Genomic DNA, 15,166 nt, shown 5'->3' with positions numbered 1-15,166 from the left:
GAGAGAAATGAAAAAAGGCAGCGTTTGCTGCCTTTTCAATCGATTATGTGAGGTAACCTGAATGAGTTATTTACGCTTCGGTTGAGCGTCGATGCACTGACCGTTCACATCGGTAACCGCAGGATCCATTAAGTGCAAATATAGCGGCATGATATCCAGTGGCGTTTTGAGAGTATTCGCATCTTCACCCGGATATGCTTTTTCACGCATGCGAGTACGAGTGGCACCAGGGTTAATTGCGTTAACGCGGATCGGTGTATCACTCAGCTCGTCAGCTAAAACTTGCATCATGCCTTCTACGGCAAATTTAGAGATAGCGTATGGCCCCCAGAATGCGCGGCCAGAGTGGCCGACAGTTGAAGAGGTAAAGATAATACGCCCAGCTTCTGATTTACGCATCACAGGCAGTAATGCTTGAGTCATTAGCACTTCGGCTTTCACGTTGATCTGCATGATATCGTCGAAGTCTTCCTCTTTGATTTGATCAAATGGACACAGCGAACTCAAGACACCTGCGTTGTGTAATAGACCATCCAAGCGACCAAACTGTCCTTCGATTGTCTCTGCCATATCAATGTAATTCTGCTGAGTTGCACCCTTGAGATCCAATGGAATGATAGCAGCTTGTGGATAGCCAGCAGCTTCAATCTCATCATAGATAGATTCAAGGTTTTGCACATTTCTACCCAAGAGAATAACAGTTGCACCGTGCTCGGCATAAGAAAGCGCGGCTTGACGGCCGATGCCATTACCAGCGCCAGTAACAAGAATGACTTTACCTTTTAGAGCATCAGCTGAAACGGAGTAGTTCACGGCGATAAATCCTTATTATTGTAAGAGGGTCCATGATAGTTAATTGACGCTAAAAAACGCCTGTTTCTCAATGGAAAATCTTGGTAATCGTGACAAGATGGTTACAATACACCAATTCATGTGTTATACCAATTCCAGAACTTTCGTTAGGTATGCTATCAATCAGAACAAGTGGTTACAAACCGCGCTGCCTTCTCGCTGATGTTTCTGCGTAACATACTAACGTCATCTGAAATGAGATAAAGGAGCTCTCGTTGGAATTTTTATTAGATTATGGTCTGTTTCTGGCCAAAATTATCACGGTGGTTGCTGCGATAATTGTTCTGCTCATTATTGCAAAATCGGCTGGTGGCAAATCGGGTGCGGCGAAAGGGGAGTTAGAGATTACCAACCTTTCAGAGCAACACAAACAATCTGTTGAGCAGTTAGAGCATCATTTGCATGACGATGCTTTCATCAAGGCTCGAGATAAAGCCGTCAAGAAAGAAGAAAAAGAGAAGAACAAATCTCGCGAGAAAGAAATCAAACAAGCGAGCAAAGACGGTTCATTAGATAGCAAGCGTGAACCACACCTATTTGTTCTTGATTTCAACGGTAGCATAGACGCAAAAGAAGTCGCGTCTCTACGTGAAGAAATCACCGCTATTTTGGCTGTCGCACGTGAAGGTGATGAAGTGTTACTTCGCTTAGAGTCTGGCGGTGGTATGGTTCATGGTTACGGCCTTGCCTCTTCTCAACTGGACCGAATCAAAGCTGCGGGTCTTCCTCTGACCATCTCTGTTGACAAAGTTGCGGCAAGTGGTGGTTACATGATGGCATGTGTAGCAGATAAGATTGTTTCTGCACCATTTGCAATTGTGGGGTCTATTGGCGTTATCGCACAAATTCCTAACTTCAACAAACTGTTGAAGAAACATGACATTGAGTACGAACAACTAACAGCGGGTGAATATAAACGCACGCTAACGATGTTCGGTGAGAATACCGATAAAGCGCGCGATAAGTTTAAGCAAGAACTTGAAGAAACACATGTCTTGTTTAAAGACTTCATCCGTGAGCGTCGTCCTAGTTTGGACCTAGACAAAGTAGCCACTGGTGAGCACTGGTTCGGTACACAAGCGAAAGAGCTTGGTTTGGTGGATGACATTAGTACATCTGATGATATCGTTGTTGCGGCATGCAAAGATAAAACCGTACTTTCTGTGCATTATGTGCAGAAGAAAAAGCTGGCAGACAAGCTAGCAGGTGTCGCGGGCAAAGTTGCTGACAGTGTGATCTTAAAGTTAGCTGAGCGTGGTCAAAAACCGATTGTTTAATCGAGCTTAAGTTCATGACATTTAAAACGGCGAGGGCAGAAGCTCTCGCCGTTTTTGTTGAACTTTATGTTTATTGATGAATCCAATTACGCATTAGGTGTAATGCTTTACACGACATTTTTCCTCGCTCCAAAGACTGATTACCCGTATAATGTGCGCCTCGAAAACCGAGCAAATTGCTGAAAAGAAACTATTGGTGGAGAAGAACATGTCCTCTCAAACTCCGGTTGTAACCGTAGATGGACCTAGTGGTGCAGGTAAAGGCACTTTATGTATGTTGCTGGCGAAAAAGTTGGGTTTCCAACTCTTAGATTCTGGCGCAATTTATCGTGTACTTGCACTCGCTGCGATTCACCACGGTGTCGACACCGAGTCAGAAGATGCTCTTGTCCCACTAGCAACCCACCTAGACGTTCAATTTATCGCGGAAGGTGACTTAGTTAAGGTCATTCTAGAAGGCGAAGACGTGTCAGGGGAGCTTCGCAAAGAAGAAACAGGCATGGCAGCATCTAAAGTTGCGGCTTTGCCACGTGTTCGTGAAGCATTACTACGTCGTCAGCGTGCATTTGAGACCGCTCCGGGTCTGGTTGCTGATGGTCGTGATATGGGCACAATTGTATTCCCGAGTGCGCAAGCAAAAATCTTCCTTGATGCGAGTGCTGAAGAGCGTGCAAATCGACGCCTTAAACAGTTGCAAGAGAAAGGGTTAGATGTTAGATTTGCTGACCTTTTAAGCGAGATCCAAGAGCGTGACGACCGAGATCGTAACCGCCCAGTGGCGCCATTACGCCCTGCTGAGGATGCGCTTGTGCTAGATTCTACGTCGATGACTATCGACGAAGTAGTAGAAAAGGCACTACAATATATCGAATCGAAGCTAGCTGAGTAATAATACTCGACTAGGCTAAGAGCGTTGGTCGCAAGGATGATGACTGGCGAATTTAATAACCCCATGCGGTAGGATACCCGTGGAAGTTTAATTTATTGAAGATTAATTAAATGACTGAATCTTTTGCTCAACTCTTTGAAGAGTTTCTAAACGAAACAGAATTCCAACAAGGCAGCATCGTTAAAGGTACTGTAGTAGCTATCGAGAACGGTTTCGTTCTTGTTGACGCTGGTCTTAAGTCTGAATCTGCTATCCCTGCTGAACAGTTCAAGAACGCTGCTGGCGAACTTGAAGTTGAAGTTGGCGCTGAAGTAGACGTAGCTCTAGACGCTGTTGAAGATGGTTTCGGTGAAACTCAACTTTCTCGTGAGAAAGCTAAGCGTCACGAAGCTTGGATCGTACTTGAGAAAGCTTACGAAGAAGCTGAAACTGTTGTTGGTATCATCAACGGTAAAGTTAAAGGCGGTTTCACTGTTGAACTAAACGGTATCCGTGCTTTCCTTCCTGGCTCTCTAGTAGACGTACGTCCAATCCGCGACACTGCTCACCTAGAAAACAAAGAGCTAGAGTTCAAAGTTATCAAACTTGACCAAAAACGTAACAACGTAGTTGTTTCACGTCGTGCAGTTATCGAATCAGAGAACAGCGTTGAGCGTGACGAGCTTCTAGAAACTCTACAAGAAGGTTCTGAAGTTAAAGGTATCGTTAAGAACCTTACTGACTACGGTGCGTTCGTTGACCTAGGTGGCGTTGACGGTCTTCTACATATCACTGATATGGCTTGGAAGCGCGTTAAGCACCCATCTGAAATCGTTAACGTTGGTGACGAGATCCAAGTTAAAGTTCTTAAGTTCGACCGTGAGCGTACTCGCGTATCACTAGGTCTTAAGCAACTAGGCGAAGATCCATGGGTAGCAATCGCTAAGCGTTACCCAGAAGGTCACAAACTAACTGGTCGCGTAACTAACCTAACTGACTACGGCTGCTTCGTTGAAATCGAAGAAGGCGTTGAAGGTCTAGTTCACGTTTCAGAAATGGATTGGACTAACAAGAACATCCACCCTTCTAAAGTTGTTAATGTTGGCGACGAAGTTGAGGTTATGGTTCTTGAAATCGACGAAGAACGTCGTCGTATCTCTCTAGGTCTGAAACAGTGTAAAGCTAACCCATGGCAGTCATTCGCTGAAGCACAAGCTAAAGGCGACAAAGTTACTGGTAAGATCAAGTCTATCACTGACTTCGGTATCTTCATCGGTCTAGAAGGCGGCATCGATGGTCTAGTTCACCTATCTGACATTTCTTGGAATGTTGCTGGCGAAGAAGCTGTACGTGAGTACAAGAAAGGCGACGAGATCTCTGCAGTTGTTCTAGCAGTAGACGCTGAGCGTGAGCGCATCTCTCTAGGCATCAAGCAAATGGAAAATGACCCATTCAATGCTTACGTTGCTGACAACAAGAAAGGTGTTCTAGTTAACGCTACTGTAACTGCTGTTGACGCTAAAGGCGCTACTGTTGAAATCGCAGAAGGCGTTGAAGGTTACATCCGTGCTTCTGAAGTATCACGCGATCGCGTAGAAGATGCTTCTCTAATCCTAAGCGCTGGTGATGTTGTTGAAGCGAAGTTCACAGGTGTAGACCGTAAGAACCGCGTAATCAACCTATCTATCAAAGCTAAAGACGAAGCTGACGAGCAAGAAGCAATGGCATCTATCAACAAGCAAGATGACAATGCATTCGGTAACGCAATGGCTGACGCTTTCAAAGCTGCTAAAGGCGAATAATATACTCGCTTAAGCAAAAAAGGAGCCGCAAGGCTCCTTTTTTATATTTGGTCATATTTAAGTAGTAATACTAATGACAGTAAACTATCTTAATAAAAGGCATTTCTTCATTGCGCATTTTGCATAAAATTTGTCTAGAATTGTCAGCAAGTGTTTGTTGGAATTAGTATTACTTACTATAATAAGTGATAAAGATACTCAAAGAGGGCAACTATGACTAAGTCTGAACTGATTGAAAGACTCTGCGCTGAGCAAACACACTTATCAGCGAAAGAGGTAGAGGATGCTGTAAAAGATATTTTAGAGCACATGGCCTCTACACTAGAGAGCGGTGACCGTATCGAGATCCGTGGCTTTGGTAGTTTTTCTCTTCATTACCGCGAGCCTCGCGTAGGTCGTAACCCTAAAACGGGCGATAAAGTGGAATTGGAAGGTAAATACGTTCCACATTTCAAACCTGGTAAAGAACTTCGTGAGCGTGTAAATATTGGTTAATGCACTCTTATTAGTTTGAAAAAAGCGGCATACGTTTGTGTATGCCGCTTTTTTGTAATGTATCCAAGTTAGTCATACATCCAAGATCGTTTACTAATCTAATTGTGGATTCAGCTGTTTTCTTTGCTGCTTTCTATACCCAAATAACTTTAACTTCTAAGCATGTCTACAAACTAAGCATCTTGAGGTTACTTGGGTATAGATTATTGCTAATATACGTAGTCTGAAGAAGCATTTTCCTGCATAATCTTACCGACTTACTCCTAGAAGGGTGATGTAACATGAAAATTATAAAAATCGTTGCTGTTTTAGCTCTCTTTTTAATTGCATTGGCGTTAGGTTCCCAAAACCAAGAGCTCGTGACTTTTAACTATCTTCTAGCAAAAGGAGAGTTCCACTTATCTACGCTATTAGGTGTAGTATTTGTGGTTGGCTTTGCTTTAGCGTGGGTTATCTTTGGTAGCATCCAACTGAAAACTCAGCTACAGGTCCGTCGTTTAAAGAAAAAACTGAAAAAGTACGAACCAACTGAATCAAACAACGCTGCTGATAAGCCAGCCATTGAAAAACAGGCATAAGGATAAGGCTTAACTTTAATGCTTGAACTACTCTTCTTGTTGTTGCCTATAGCTGCTGCGTATGGCTGGTATATGGGGCATCGCAGCGCTCAGCAAGACAAGCAGAAGCAATCTCATCAAATCTCTCGTCAGTATATGACGGGTCTTAATCTGCTGCTCTCTGACCAATCAGATAAGGCTGTCGATCACTTTATTGAATTGCTCCAAGTTGATAACGAGACCATCGATACTCACCTTGCGTTGGGTAACCTGTTCCGGTCTCGTGGTGAAGTCGACCGCGCAATCAGAATTCACCAAAATCTTATTTCTCGTTCAGGCTTAACACTGGACCAAAAGAACCTCGCCCTTCAACAGTTAGCGAAAGACTACATGGTCTCAGGTTTTCTTGATCGTGCAGAGAAAATCTTCGAACAGTTAGTCGAAGAGCCAGATTACAAAGAGGCGGCTCTTCAACAATTAGTGACCATTTATCAGCAAACACGAGAATGGGAAAAGGCGATTTATTACGCGAACCAATTGGCTAAGTTAGGTAATAAACGCTCAAGGATGCGTGCAAATATTGCCCATTTTTGGTGTGAAATAGCCATGCTCGACCAAGCTGATGGGAATACTAATAAGGCAATACAGCATTTTAAAAAAGCGTTAGCGGAAGACCCGAAGTGTGTTCGAGCAAGTATTGCTTTGGGACGAATTTATCTAGAGTCTGAAGACTATAAGCACACCATCAAATATCTGACAGGGGTACTTGAGCAAGATAAAGACTTTATCAGTGATGTCTTGCCAACTATTGCAGAATGCTATCATCATCTGGGCCAGGAAGATGAACTTGTCGAGTTTCTGCGAGCTTGTATTGATAAGAAAGCAGGCGTATCAGCCGAGTTGATGTTGGCTCAATTAGTTGCTCATCACGAGAACGTTGGGGCTGCTCAAGAGTTACTGACGAAACAATTGCTGAAAAACCCAACCATGAAGGGCTTCTACCGTTTAATTGACTACCACATTGCAGAAGCAGAAGATGGTCGAGCGAAAGACAGCCTATCAACACTACAAGCGATGGTGGGTGAACAGTTAAAAGTGAAACCACATTACCGATGCCGGAAGTGTGGATTTTCTACCCATTCCCTTTATTGGCATTGTCCGTCCTGTAAAGGATGGGGGACGATCAAGCCAATCCGCGGATTGGATGGTGAATAATTCTTAATGCAGCTGGCAGAGTTTCTGTCCGCTGCATTTTTTTAACTTTTTATTTAATAAGAACCAAAACAGTTAGGAGATGAAATGATCGACCAAAAAGTTATTGTCGCACTGGATTATGATAACCAAGCAGATGCACTTGCGTTTGTAGATAGAATTGATCCTGCGTCATGCCGACTAAAAGTTGGCAAGGAGATGTTTACGCTATTTGGTCCTGATTTTGTACGTGAACTCCATAAACGTGGTTTCTCGGTATTCCTAGATTTAAAATTTCACGATATTCCAAACACCTGTTCGAAAGCAGTTCGCGCTGCGGCTGAAATGGGTGTATGGATGGTGAACGTACACGCGAGCGGTGGTGAGCGTATGATGACGGCATCACGTGAAATTCTTGAGCCATATGGTAAAGATCGTCCACTTCTTATCGGTGTAACGGTACTAACCAGTATGGAACAAAGTGATTTAGCTGGTATTGGTTTGAATGTTGCGCCTCAGGAGCAAGTGATTCGTCTAGCAACCTTGACCAAAAACGCAGGCTTAGATGGTGTGGTATGTTCAGCGCAAGAGTCCTCATTACTGAAGAGCGAACTAGGCCAAGAATTTAAGTTAGTGACCCCTGGTATTCGACCTGCTGGCTCAGAACAAGGTGACCAACGCCGTATCATGACGCCAGTAGACGCTATCCAATCAGGTTCAGATTATCTTGTGATTGGTCGCCCTATCACTCAAGCGTCAAATCCTGCAGAAGTGCTGAAGTCGATCAATGAGAGCTTATCTAACATGTAAGCACTGTCTCGATTGTATGGAGAAAAGTGAGGCTAAGATGCCTCACTTTTTACATCGAATGAAAATACTGATCGCGGTAAACAACCATTCCTTTTAACCAGCTATGTCTGATCATTTACTCGCTTTAACTGGTATATCGGGGCCAATTGAGATAAAGGTTCTGCGGTTTATTCTGAGTAAAGTAGGGCTTGGTACTATGCCGATCACACTTTTGTAACATAACTCACTGTGATGCCTCGAAAATGCAACCATGTGTTATTGATGGCTTGCGTTACAAATGTCTAAAGAATACTATGGCGAAGATGCATTCACTGCGTTGTAAGGTCTAGGATGACCTAGTGAAACTCTTTGAAATTAATATAGAAGCTGGCAGGACGTCACTTCATATTACGTTCCTATTATTTCCTATCTGCGTATTTTAAATCGCAGCTTTCTGTGAGCTTTCACACGCTGTCTTCCTTGTTACGACCTTAGTGCGCAAACACAACAAGGAAGAAACATGACTAAAAAACTGCCATTTTCAGTACTAGCAACACTGACCGCTGCCAGTTTTCAACTGAGTGCGGCAGAATTGCCAGCTGATATCGAATGGATTTCAAACAACAACGAACCTCTATTTGCCTCTGAAGAGGCGGTACGAGGTGGCACCTATCGCACTTACATTCAGAGCTTTCCGCAAACATTACGAAGTGTTGGTCCAGATGCGAACTCAGGTTTGCGCCAATACTTAATGGATGGTTCACCAAAACTGGCTCAGCGTCATCCAAATACTGGCAAATGGATCCCTCAACTTGCTAAGTCATGGGCATTTGGAGAAGACAACAAAACCGTATTCTTTAAACTCGACGAAACGGCCGAGTGGTCAGATGGTGAAAAAATTACAGCAGATGATTACGTCTTTATGATGAAGTACTACACGTCAAAAGACATTATCGACCCGTGGTATAACGACTTCTTCACAAACAGTATTGTGAGTGTTGAAAAAATTGATGACTACACGATCAAAGTCAATCTTGCTGTAGCTCAAAGTCATGACTCACTTATGGTTATGATTAACATGCCAAGTAATGGTTTTCAGCCTCGTCCTGAACACTTCTTTGAAGGAGAAAAGGACGCAAATAACGATGGCATGCCTGATAACTTCGTCAGAAAGTTTAACTTTAAATCTGAGCCAACCGCAGCGCCTTACTACATTGATCAAGTGAAGAAAGGTAAGAGCGTGACATTCAAACATGTCGGTGAAGATTGGTGGGGATACAACAACCGCTACTATAAAAACCGTTATAACGTTGAAAAGGTTCGCATTAAGGTGATTCGCGATCCTGATATTGCCATGAAGCACTTTGAGAAAGGCAACTTAGACTACTTTGAGATGGTGCTACCAAGCTTTTGGCATGACAAAACCAATAGTGATGTGTACAAAAAAGGCTATATCCAAAAGTACTGGGGCTTTAACGAAGCACCGCAAGGAGCTGGTGGTCTTTGGATGAACACAGCGATGCCGATGTTGGATAACCTAGAAGTGCGTAAAGGTGTTATGGCAGCCACTGACTATGACGGCATGATTGAAAACATCATGCGTGGAGATTATTCACGTAAACCGCATGGACTCGGCTTTGGTCATGGCGAATACGATGATCCTAGCAATACACCGCCAAAGTTTGATGCTGATGCGGCGGTTAAACACTTCGAAAAAGCGGGCTTTGATAAAGTGGGCGCAGATGGTATTCGTGTTAACGACAAGGGCCAACGCTTGAGCTTTGCTATCACCTACGGATACAACTCTTGGACACCGCGTATTGCATACCTGAAAGAGCAAGCGAAACTTGCTGGTCTTGAGTTCACGTTAAACTTGGTGGATGGCTCATCTGCGTTTAAATACATTCTTGAGAAAAAGCATCAGCTAGCGTTTTTGAATATGGGCTCTGGTGAGATCCCTGCGTATTGGGAATACCTACACTCGGATAATGCAAATCGACCACAAACGAATGCTCACACCAATTACAGCAGCCCTGAGCTAGACAAGTTAATTGAAGCGTATGATTCTGAGTTTGATCAGGAGAAGCGTTACGACTTGTCGCATCAAATCCAAAACTATGTCAGCAAAGCAAATATCATCGTTCCTGGCTACATGGTGCCTTATTCTCGAGTTGCTCATTGGCGCTGGGTTAAAATTCCTAAAAACGGCATGACAAAAGCGACAGAATGGGTGCTTCATCCAATGGATATCGGTAATTTCTGGATTGATAACCAAGTAAAAGAAGAGACAGAAGAAGCGATGGACGAGGGTAAAACCTTCCCAGAACTAACGGTAATTGATGATCGTTACAAATTGTAAATCAGTAGTTTAGATAGAAAATGATAGCCCCGATAATGAATTTTATCGGGGCTTTCTTTTTTACTTAATAAGGTAAGACACTTCTAAAAGGTAGGTTTTTGCATCACCAAGCAAAGAGAACGCTTTATCGATGGTTTTAAATCGATCATCAAGCGAGTCGCTGGATATCAGCTGGCTGAATGTTTGCAACGAGAAAGCTTCGTTTGCTTTGAAGAACTGATGTACGTTTTCAAGCTGCACTTTATGAATATGCTCCACCTTATTTAGGGCGGTGGTTAAATCGGAAATGTTAATCGACATTGCTACTCGGGAACCTTATCAACAAGACCTATATGAGGTCATAGAGTGGGGTTTTATATTTTGCGACAGAGAGTAACACCGAAGAGCAATTTATAGTCTGATGAAGATCAATTTGCCTTATTTAAGCATCTGTAACGCGGCACTAGACGTGTACCTAGAGCTAGTACACGTTACAACGCTTGAATATAGGCTAGGGTTTCACCTGATCAAAAGTAAAAGCCAAGTCCGACTAAAAGCCCTTGAGAAGCCGTATCATATTCAAATACCTCTTCATTTTTGTAATCGACCCAGGTCGACTTGTAAGCTAAGTTGAGATCAGACCATTCGTTAAAGCGATAACGAACACCAGTTTGAATGGCATAAGTGAAGTGAGTATCGTTGCCAAGTCCGGCGTCGATACTGGCATGAAATCGCCAGTTTTCACTCAATTCATCAATGAGTCGCAAGCCAACTAAAAAATCGACCCAATCTTCTTGTAATGACAGTCTATCTTCTAGTACCCGGTTGTCATTACGATACAGCTTGCCGGTGATGTCATTGTCCCACCAACGTAATCCAAACATATAATCCAGTTTACCAAATGAATATTGTTCGCGTTGGAATGCCTTTGCTTCTAGAACACCTTGCCGTATTTCGATGTCCGCACGATAACGAGCGTTAGGCAGAGCGCCCTTGATATTATTAACATCACCACTTAAGTTCATGAAACTATAATCTATGTAGTAGCCCCACTTACTTTGGTAAATACTCTCGAATCGCAACATCGCCCCAATATCGAGGTGGTCTACGATGAACTTAGGATCGACATCCACCTCTGATGAAAAGCGACCAATACTGGTATCCCCGTGGATATTCAGTCCTAGCATGTACACTTCTATGCTATTTCGCCAACGAGATTCTTGTGTCTCAGCTGAGAGCGCTACTGATGTAGGTAATACAAGAATGAGTGAGGAGAGTGATAGCAGGTTACATGGTTTCATCCAATTTCCTTTTCGGCTTTTCGTCAGCTTTCAGCTTAGTAGAAGTCGCTACACTCTGCATAAAAAAGGGAAGCAACTTGCTTCCCTGTAATTAACATTGACTTAGAGTTGTTTGGCAATGTCTGAGGTTAGGCTTTCTAAGCCTATGGATAAAGCGTTGACGAGCGCTTCATAGCCCTCATCTTGAAGCGGCTGAGAGATTTGTATTGGCGCGCTGTTTTCTACCTTACCTTCGGCATTAATGAGTAACCATTCCCCCTCAATTTCGATATTACCTTTGTAGCTGCCATTAAATTTATTTAACGTAAGCTGGAGTTTGGCTTCACCGCTTTGATCCAACAGATTATTCATTTCAGTCGGCCAGTAATGACTTTGCTTGTGACGTAGTTCCGCGACGACTCTCTGAGTGATTTGCTCAGAAATACTGTGCGCCCATTGATTGTGCTTCGCCTGAATAACTTGGGTCTCAGAGGTTCGATAAACAATGCCATTATCATTCAAATAACTCGCCAATGTCACTGGACGAACAACTAAAGTTGGGCGCTGAGCGATATCAGAAGAGCTCAGCGTCACTGGTTCCGCCTTAGGTAGAAGGTACATAGCTCCTTTAGTTTGCGGAGCGCTACTGCAACCCGTTAGACCGACAAATAGCGCGATAGACAGAAAGAATACTCGTTTCATTAGTTTTTGCCTTTAACTGGTATTGGGTCACTGATTTCATCTTCTCCAAACACGAGAGAGTTTGGCTTTTCGTTTAGCTGTTTAAGTACGGGTTTAAACTCTGTCATTACGCTTTCTAATTCTTTTAGCGTGGCTTCCATTTCGCTGTACATGGTTGAGTTGGGCCCATAACCATCGAGTGTTTTTTGTAATTGCTGTAAGCTTTGGCGAATATCTGTTGGGATCTCTTGCGTCTCTTTTTGATTCAAAAGTTTATCAATACTGTCCGCCACGCGTTCTGCTGAAGCTAACGTTTTTTCGGACGTTTTTAACGTTGAATTGAGAGAGTCTAGTGTTTCTTCCATCGGTAAGTTATTAATCTTATTTAGGAAGTCGTTCACTTGGCGCTGAACCTGCGCAAAACCACCACGCATGGTTGGGAAAACATCTAAATCAGCAAACTTACTCGGTACGTAAGGCTCGTCATTTGGATAGAAGTCGGCGTCAACATACAGTGCGCCTGTTAATAAGTTACCTGTTTTTAAAGTACCACGTAGGCCTTTAGCAAACTCACTCTTCAATTTATCTTTTAACATTGGTAAAGATTGGGATTGGAAATCGCCATAAACACGGCCGAGCTCGATACGTACCAATACAGGGATTTTTTTCGCAGAAAAGTTCTCTTCTGGGGTTGGAAGTCGCATTGGTACACGCATCACAGTACCAATTCTCAAGCCTCGATATTCGACAGGTGCCTTACGTTTAAGTCCTCGTACCGATTCATCAAAAAGCATAACGAATTCAATATAATCATCGTACATGCCTTCTCGAAGTTGTTTAATATCATCGTACAAGCGGAAGTTGACCATATTTTCAGTGAGCTGTTCACCGGATTCAAGACCTGGAACGGTATCGAAGGTAACACCACCCGTTAGCATGCTCTCTAATGAGCCAAACTTGACTTCGAACCCTTCAGCGTTGAGCTGTAAATCTACGCCAGAATTCAGCCAGAACTTGGTACGAGTGCGCACTAAGCTGTCATAAGGCTTGAAAATAAAGAGTTGGTATAACGCTTTGCGAGTGTCAACATCAAAGCTGGTTTTCTCTACACGACCAACCGTAAAGCCTTTATAAATGACGGGGTCACCAACGCCTAGCTTACCAGCCTCGCGGTGTGTTAACACAAGGCGTAACCCCTCTGCATCAGGAGAGGCGACTGGGGGAACATCTAAGACCGTAAAGCGCTCTTTCTCTATCTTAGATTTACCCGGCTGAAGTTGGATATAAGCGCCAGAGAGCAAGGTCTCTAAACCTGAAACGCCATCACGGCCAATACGAGGCTTCACAACCCAAAACATGGTGTCATCTCGCAGCATGCGTTCTGCATCCTTGTTCATTTGTGCCTTAGCGATGATGTGATCGTAATTTTCACTGAGAGTGACTTCAGTAATCAGTCCGACTTTTACATTCAATGCTCGGATTTCGGTTTTGCCAACCTCAATCCCATCTGCGGTTGGCAGTTGGAGAGTAATTTGTGGGCCTGTACTGTTGATATATTGGAACAGCATCCACGCTCCCATGGCTAGCGCAAGGATCGGGACAATCCATATCGCAGAAATCTGCTTTTGCGGTTTTATTTGAGCGGTTACGTTGTTCTTATCACTCATATTTGGCTTTCTCGTTTAAGTTGTCAGAAATCGGCTCCTGCACTTCGTTTTGTGGCAATTGCCACAACAAACGTGAGTCAAATATCATTGCAGAAAGCATAGTAAAAATGACCACTGCCGCGAAAGAGAGCGCAGCAGGACCTGGATAAATCGCCATTAAGTTTTGCAGCTGAACCAGTGCAACTAAGATCGCGACGACGAAGATATCGATCATGGACCAACGGCCAATAAACTCAGTTATGCGGTAGATCTTTAAGCGTGAAATACTCTCTTCGTGCGGAAGATATCGCGCTTTTTGCGCATTGTAATACAGCCACGCGAGTGCCAGCATTTTCGCCATTGGAATAAATACGCTAGCAAAGAAAATTACCATCGCAATAGGGTAAGAACCTAAATGCCAAAGCAATATTACCCCCTCCATGATAGTCGAACCTTCTGCATGTCCAAGGCTTACGGTGTACATCATAGGGTAGAGGTTCGCAGGGATATAGAAAATGATTGAAGCAAACAAAAGCGCCCAAGCTTTTTGTAAATTGTCTGCGGGGTTGTATTTGTGAATAGGGCTTTTACAACGAATGCAGTGTTGGTGTTTTTTAGCTTCAATAGGGTTGAGCTGGTGGCACGTATGACAACCAATATGGTTGTGGTTATGGTGCGTATCACCCTCTTTTACATCAGGTAGCTCGATAGCTGGAATAAAGTGCCCCCAGAGCCAGCTTTTGTCGACCATTGATATGCATTTGACTACCAGAACGGTATATACACAAAACGCCCAGAATGAAGTGCCCATTCCTATGTCTGCGAGGGAAGCGATTTTAATTAAGCTGACCAACACGCCAATCAAAAATACATCCACCATTAACCAAGGTTCGACTCGAAACAGAAGACGGCATAAAACTTTTGCCATTCGTTGCTGCTTTTTAGAGGGGGTATGTTTACGTGCTTTTAATGCTTCAAGATGAAGAAAGAGAATGAGACCAACATAGATTGCAGGCAAAACGATAACTGTTGCGAGTAGCAGCACACCCAAAAGCACATTTTGAAACTCAGCCAGCATTTTGGCAGCGTGCAACAAGGTGATTTCTTGCGACAACCCTTGCACGCTGAACGACATAAAAGGGAAAGAAATGCTTAGCACTAACATGATCAAACATGCCGATGATATGGCGATCACGCTTTGGTAAGGCTTGGCATTCACTTTAGTCAGCGAATGCGAACATCGAGGACATTGTGCTTTTTGCCCCTGTTCGATATCGGGAATGCGAACAACAAGGCCGCACTCTTCGCATGAAATTAACTGACGGGAATTAGGTTGAATACTCATCGGGTAGGTTTTAGATTCATTTGCTTTAAGAATACTCTTTTTTCA

Annotated in this window: 14 protein-coding genes; 8 read left to right on the top strand and 6 right to left on the bottom strand. The window is 43.5% G+C overall.

Going from position 1 to position 15,166, the window contains the following annotated elements:
* Positions 1-66: 66 nt before the first annotated feature.
* Positions 67-813: a YciK family oxidoreductase gene (locus tag R7Q11_RS14085; RefSeq protein WP_005372980.1), complete on the bottom strand. Its 747-nt coding sequence runs from the start codon at positions 811-813 to the stop codon at positions 67-69.
* Positions 814-1,067: 254 nt separating this feature from the next.
* Between R7Q11_RS14085 and sohB the strand changes: the two genes are divergently transcribed.
* The 8 genes from sohB (at position 1,068) to R7Q11_RS14045 (ending at position 10,190) form a co-directional block, all read left to right on the top strand.
* Positions 1,068-2,129 (top strand): protease SohB, encoded by a 1,062-nt coding sequence (gene sohB / locus R7Q11_RS14080; RefSeq protein WP_005385819.1) that lies wholly within the window; start codon positions 1,068-1,070, stop codon positions 2,127-2,129.
* 208 nt (positions 2,130-2,337) lie between these two features.
* Positions 2,338-3,018: a (d)CMP kinase gene (gene cmk / locus R7Q11_RS14075; protein WP_021033981.1), complete on the top strand. Its 681-nt coding sequence runs from the start codon at positions 2,338-2,340 to the stop codon at positions 3,016-3,018.
* A 110-nt stretch (positions 3,019-3,128) separates the two neighbouring features.
* Positions 3,129-4,799 (top strand): 30S ribosomal protein S1, encoded by a 1,671-nt coding sequence (gene rpsA, locus R7Q11_RS14070; RefSeq protein ID WP_005385817.1) that lies wholly within the window; start codon positions 3,129-3,131, stop codon positions 4,797-4,799.
* Between the two features lie 213 nt (positions 4,800-5,012).
* A complete protein-coding gene (ihfB, locus tag R7Q11_RS14065; RefSeq protein WP_005385816.1) occupies positions 5,013-5,294 on the top strand; it encodes an integration host factor subunit beta in 282 nt (93 codons plus the stop codon).
* A gap of 281 nt (positions 5,295-5,575) precedes the next feature.
* Positions 5,576-5,872 (top strand): LapA family protein, encoded by a 297-nt coding sequence (locus R7Q11_RS14060; RefSeq protein WP_005376663.1) that lies wholly within the window; start codon positions 5,576-5,578, stop codon positions 5,870-5,872.
* An 18-nt stretch (positions 5,873-5,890) separates the two neighbouring features.
* Complete coding sequence (lapB, locus tag R7Q11_RS14055; RefSeq protein ID WP_005376665.1) at positions 5,891-7,066, top strand: lipopolysaccharide assembly protein LapB; 1,176 nt, start codon at positions 5,891-5,893, stop codon at positions 7,064-7,066.
* 84 nt (positions 7,067-7,150) lie between these two features.
* Entirely contained in the window at positions 7,151-7,852 is a 702-nt protein-coding gene (gene pyrF, locus R7Q11_RS14050) for an orotidine-5'-phosphate decarboxylase (protein WP_005376667.1), read from the top strand.
* A 499-nt stretch (positions 7,853-8,351) separates the two neighbouring features.
* Entirely contained in the window at positions 8,352-10,190 is a 1,839-nt protein-coding gene (locus R7Q11_RS14045) for an extracellular solute-binding protein (protein WP_042523082.1), read from the top strand.
* A gap of 60 nt (positions 10,191-10,250) precedes the next feature.
* Here R7Q11_RS14045 and R7Q11_RS14040 read toward each other — a convergent pair whose 3' ends face one another.
* From R7Q11_RS14040 to R7Q11_RS14020, 5 genes are all read right to left on the bottom strand, one after another.
* Positions 10,251-10,490 carry a hypothetical protein gene (locus R7Q11_RS14040; RefSeq protein ID WP_005385812.1) on the bottom strand — a complete coding sequence of 80 codons (240 nt, stop codon included), beginning with the start codon at positions 10,488-10,490 and terminating at the stop codon, positions 10,251-10,253.
* 206 nt (positions 10,491-10,696) lie between these two features.
* The gene (locus tag R7Q11_RS14035) at positions 10,697-11,470 is read right to left on the bottom strand and encodes a hypothetical protein (RefSeq protein WP_017633868.1); all 774 of its coding nucleotides are present in this window, start codon (positions 11,468-11,470) and stop codon (positions 10,697-10,699) included.
* 102 nt (positions 11,471-11,572) lie between these two features.
* Positions 11,573-12,151 (bottom strand): membrane integrity-associated transporter subunit PqiC, encoded by a 579-nt coding sequence (locus R7Q11_RS14030; protein WP_017821657.1) that lies wholly within the window; start codon positions 12,149-12,151, stop codon positions 11,573-11,575.
* A complete protein-coding gene (pqiB, locus tag R7Q11_RS14025) occupies positions 12,151-13,797 on the bottom strand; it encodes an intermembrane transport protein PqiB (protein WP_171342887.1) in 1,647 nt (548 codons plus the stop codon). Before pqiB ends, R7Q11_RS14030 begins: the two co-directional genes overlap by 1 nt.
* A complete protein-coding gene (locus R7Q11_RS14020; protein ID WP_005376683.1) occupies positions 13,790-15,121 on the bottom strand; it encodes a paraquat-inducible protein A in 1,332 nt (443 codons plus the stop codon). Before R7Q11_RS14020 ends, pqiB begins: the two co-directional genes overlap by 8 nt.
* Positions 15,122-15,166 lie beyond the last annotated feature (45 nt).

It is taken from the genome of Vibrio sp. 970, from assembly GCF_033339075.1.
Note: the sequence above shows the minus strand (reverse complement) of the source record. Positions and strands in the feature narration are given on the sequence as shown.

What these genes read in the sequence shown, in the direction of transcription:
- cmk (WP_021033981.1), top strand. Translation starts at nt 2,338, where the DNA reads ATGTCCTCTCAAACTCCGGTTGTAACCGTAGATGGACCTAGTGGTGCA.
- rpsA (WP_005385817.1), top strand. Translation starts at nt 3,129, where the DNA reads ATGACTGAATCTTTTGCTCAACTCTTTGAAGAGTTTCTAAACGAAACA.
- ihfB (WP_005385816.1), top strand. Translation starts at nt 5,013, where the DNA reads ATGACTAAGTCTGAACTGATTGAAAGACTCTGCGCTGAGCAAACACAC.
- R7Q11_RS14060 (WP_005376663.1), top strand. Translation starts at nt 5,576, where the DNA reads ATGAAAATTATAAAAATCGTTGCTGTTTTAGCTCTCTTTTTAATTGCA.
- lapB (WP_005376665.1), top strand. Translation starts at nt 5,891, where the DNA reads ATGCTTGAACTACTCTTCTTGTTGTTGCCTATAGCTGCTGCGTATGGC.
- pyrF (WP_005376667.1), top strand. Translation starts at nt 7,151, where the DNA reads ATGATCGACCAAAAAGTTATTGTCGCACTGGATTATGATAACCAAGCA.
- R7Q11_RS14045 (WP_042523082.1), top strand. Translation starts at nt 8,352, where the DNA reads ATGACTAAAAAACTGCCATTTTCAGTACTAGCAACACTGACCGCTGCC.
- R7Q11_RS14040 (WP_005385812.1), bottom strand. Translation starts at nt 10,490, where the DNA reads ATGTCGATTAACATTTCCGATTTAACCACCGCCCTAAATAAGGTGGAG.
- R7Q11_RS14035 (WP_017633868.1), bottom strand. Translation starts at nt 11,470, where the DNA reads ATGAAACCATGTAACCTGCTATCACTCTCCTCACTCATTCTTGTATTA.
- R7Q11_RS14030 (WP_017821657.1), bottom strand. Translation starts at nt 12,151, where the DNA reads ATGAAACGAGTATTCTTTCTGTCTATCGCGCTATTTGTCGGTCTAACG.
- pqiB (WP_171342887.1), bottom strand. Translation starts at nt 13,797, where the DNA reads ATGAGTGATAAGAACAACGTAACCGCTCAAATAAAACCGCAAAAGCAG.
- R7Q11_RS14020 (WP_005376683.1), bottom strand. Translation starts at nt 15,121, where the DNA reads ATGAGTATTCAACCTAATTCCCGTCAGTTAATTTCATGCGAAGAGTGC.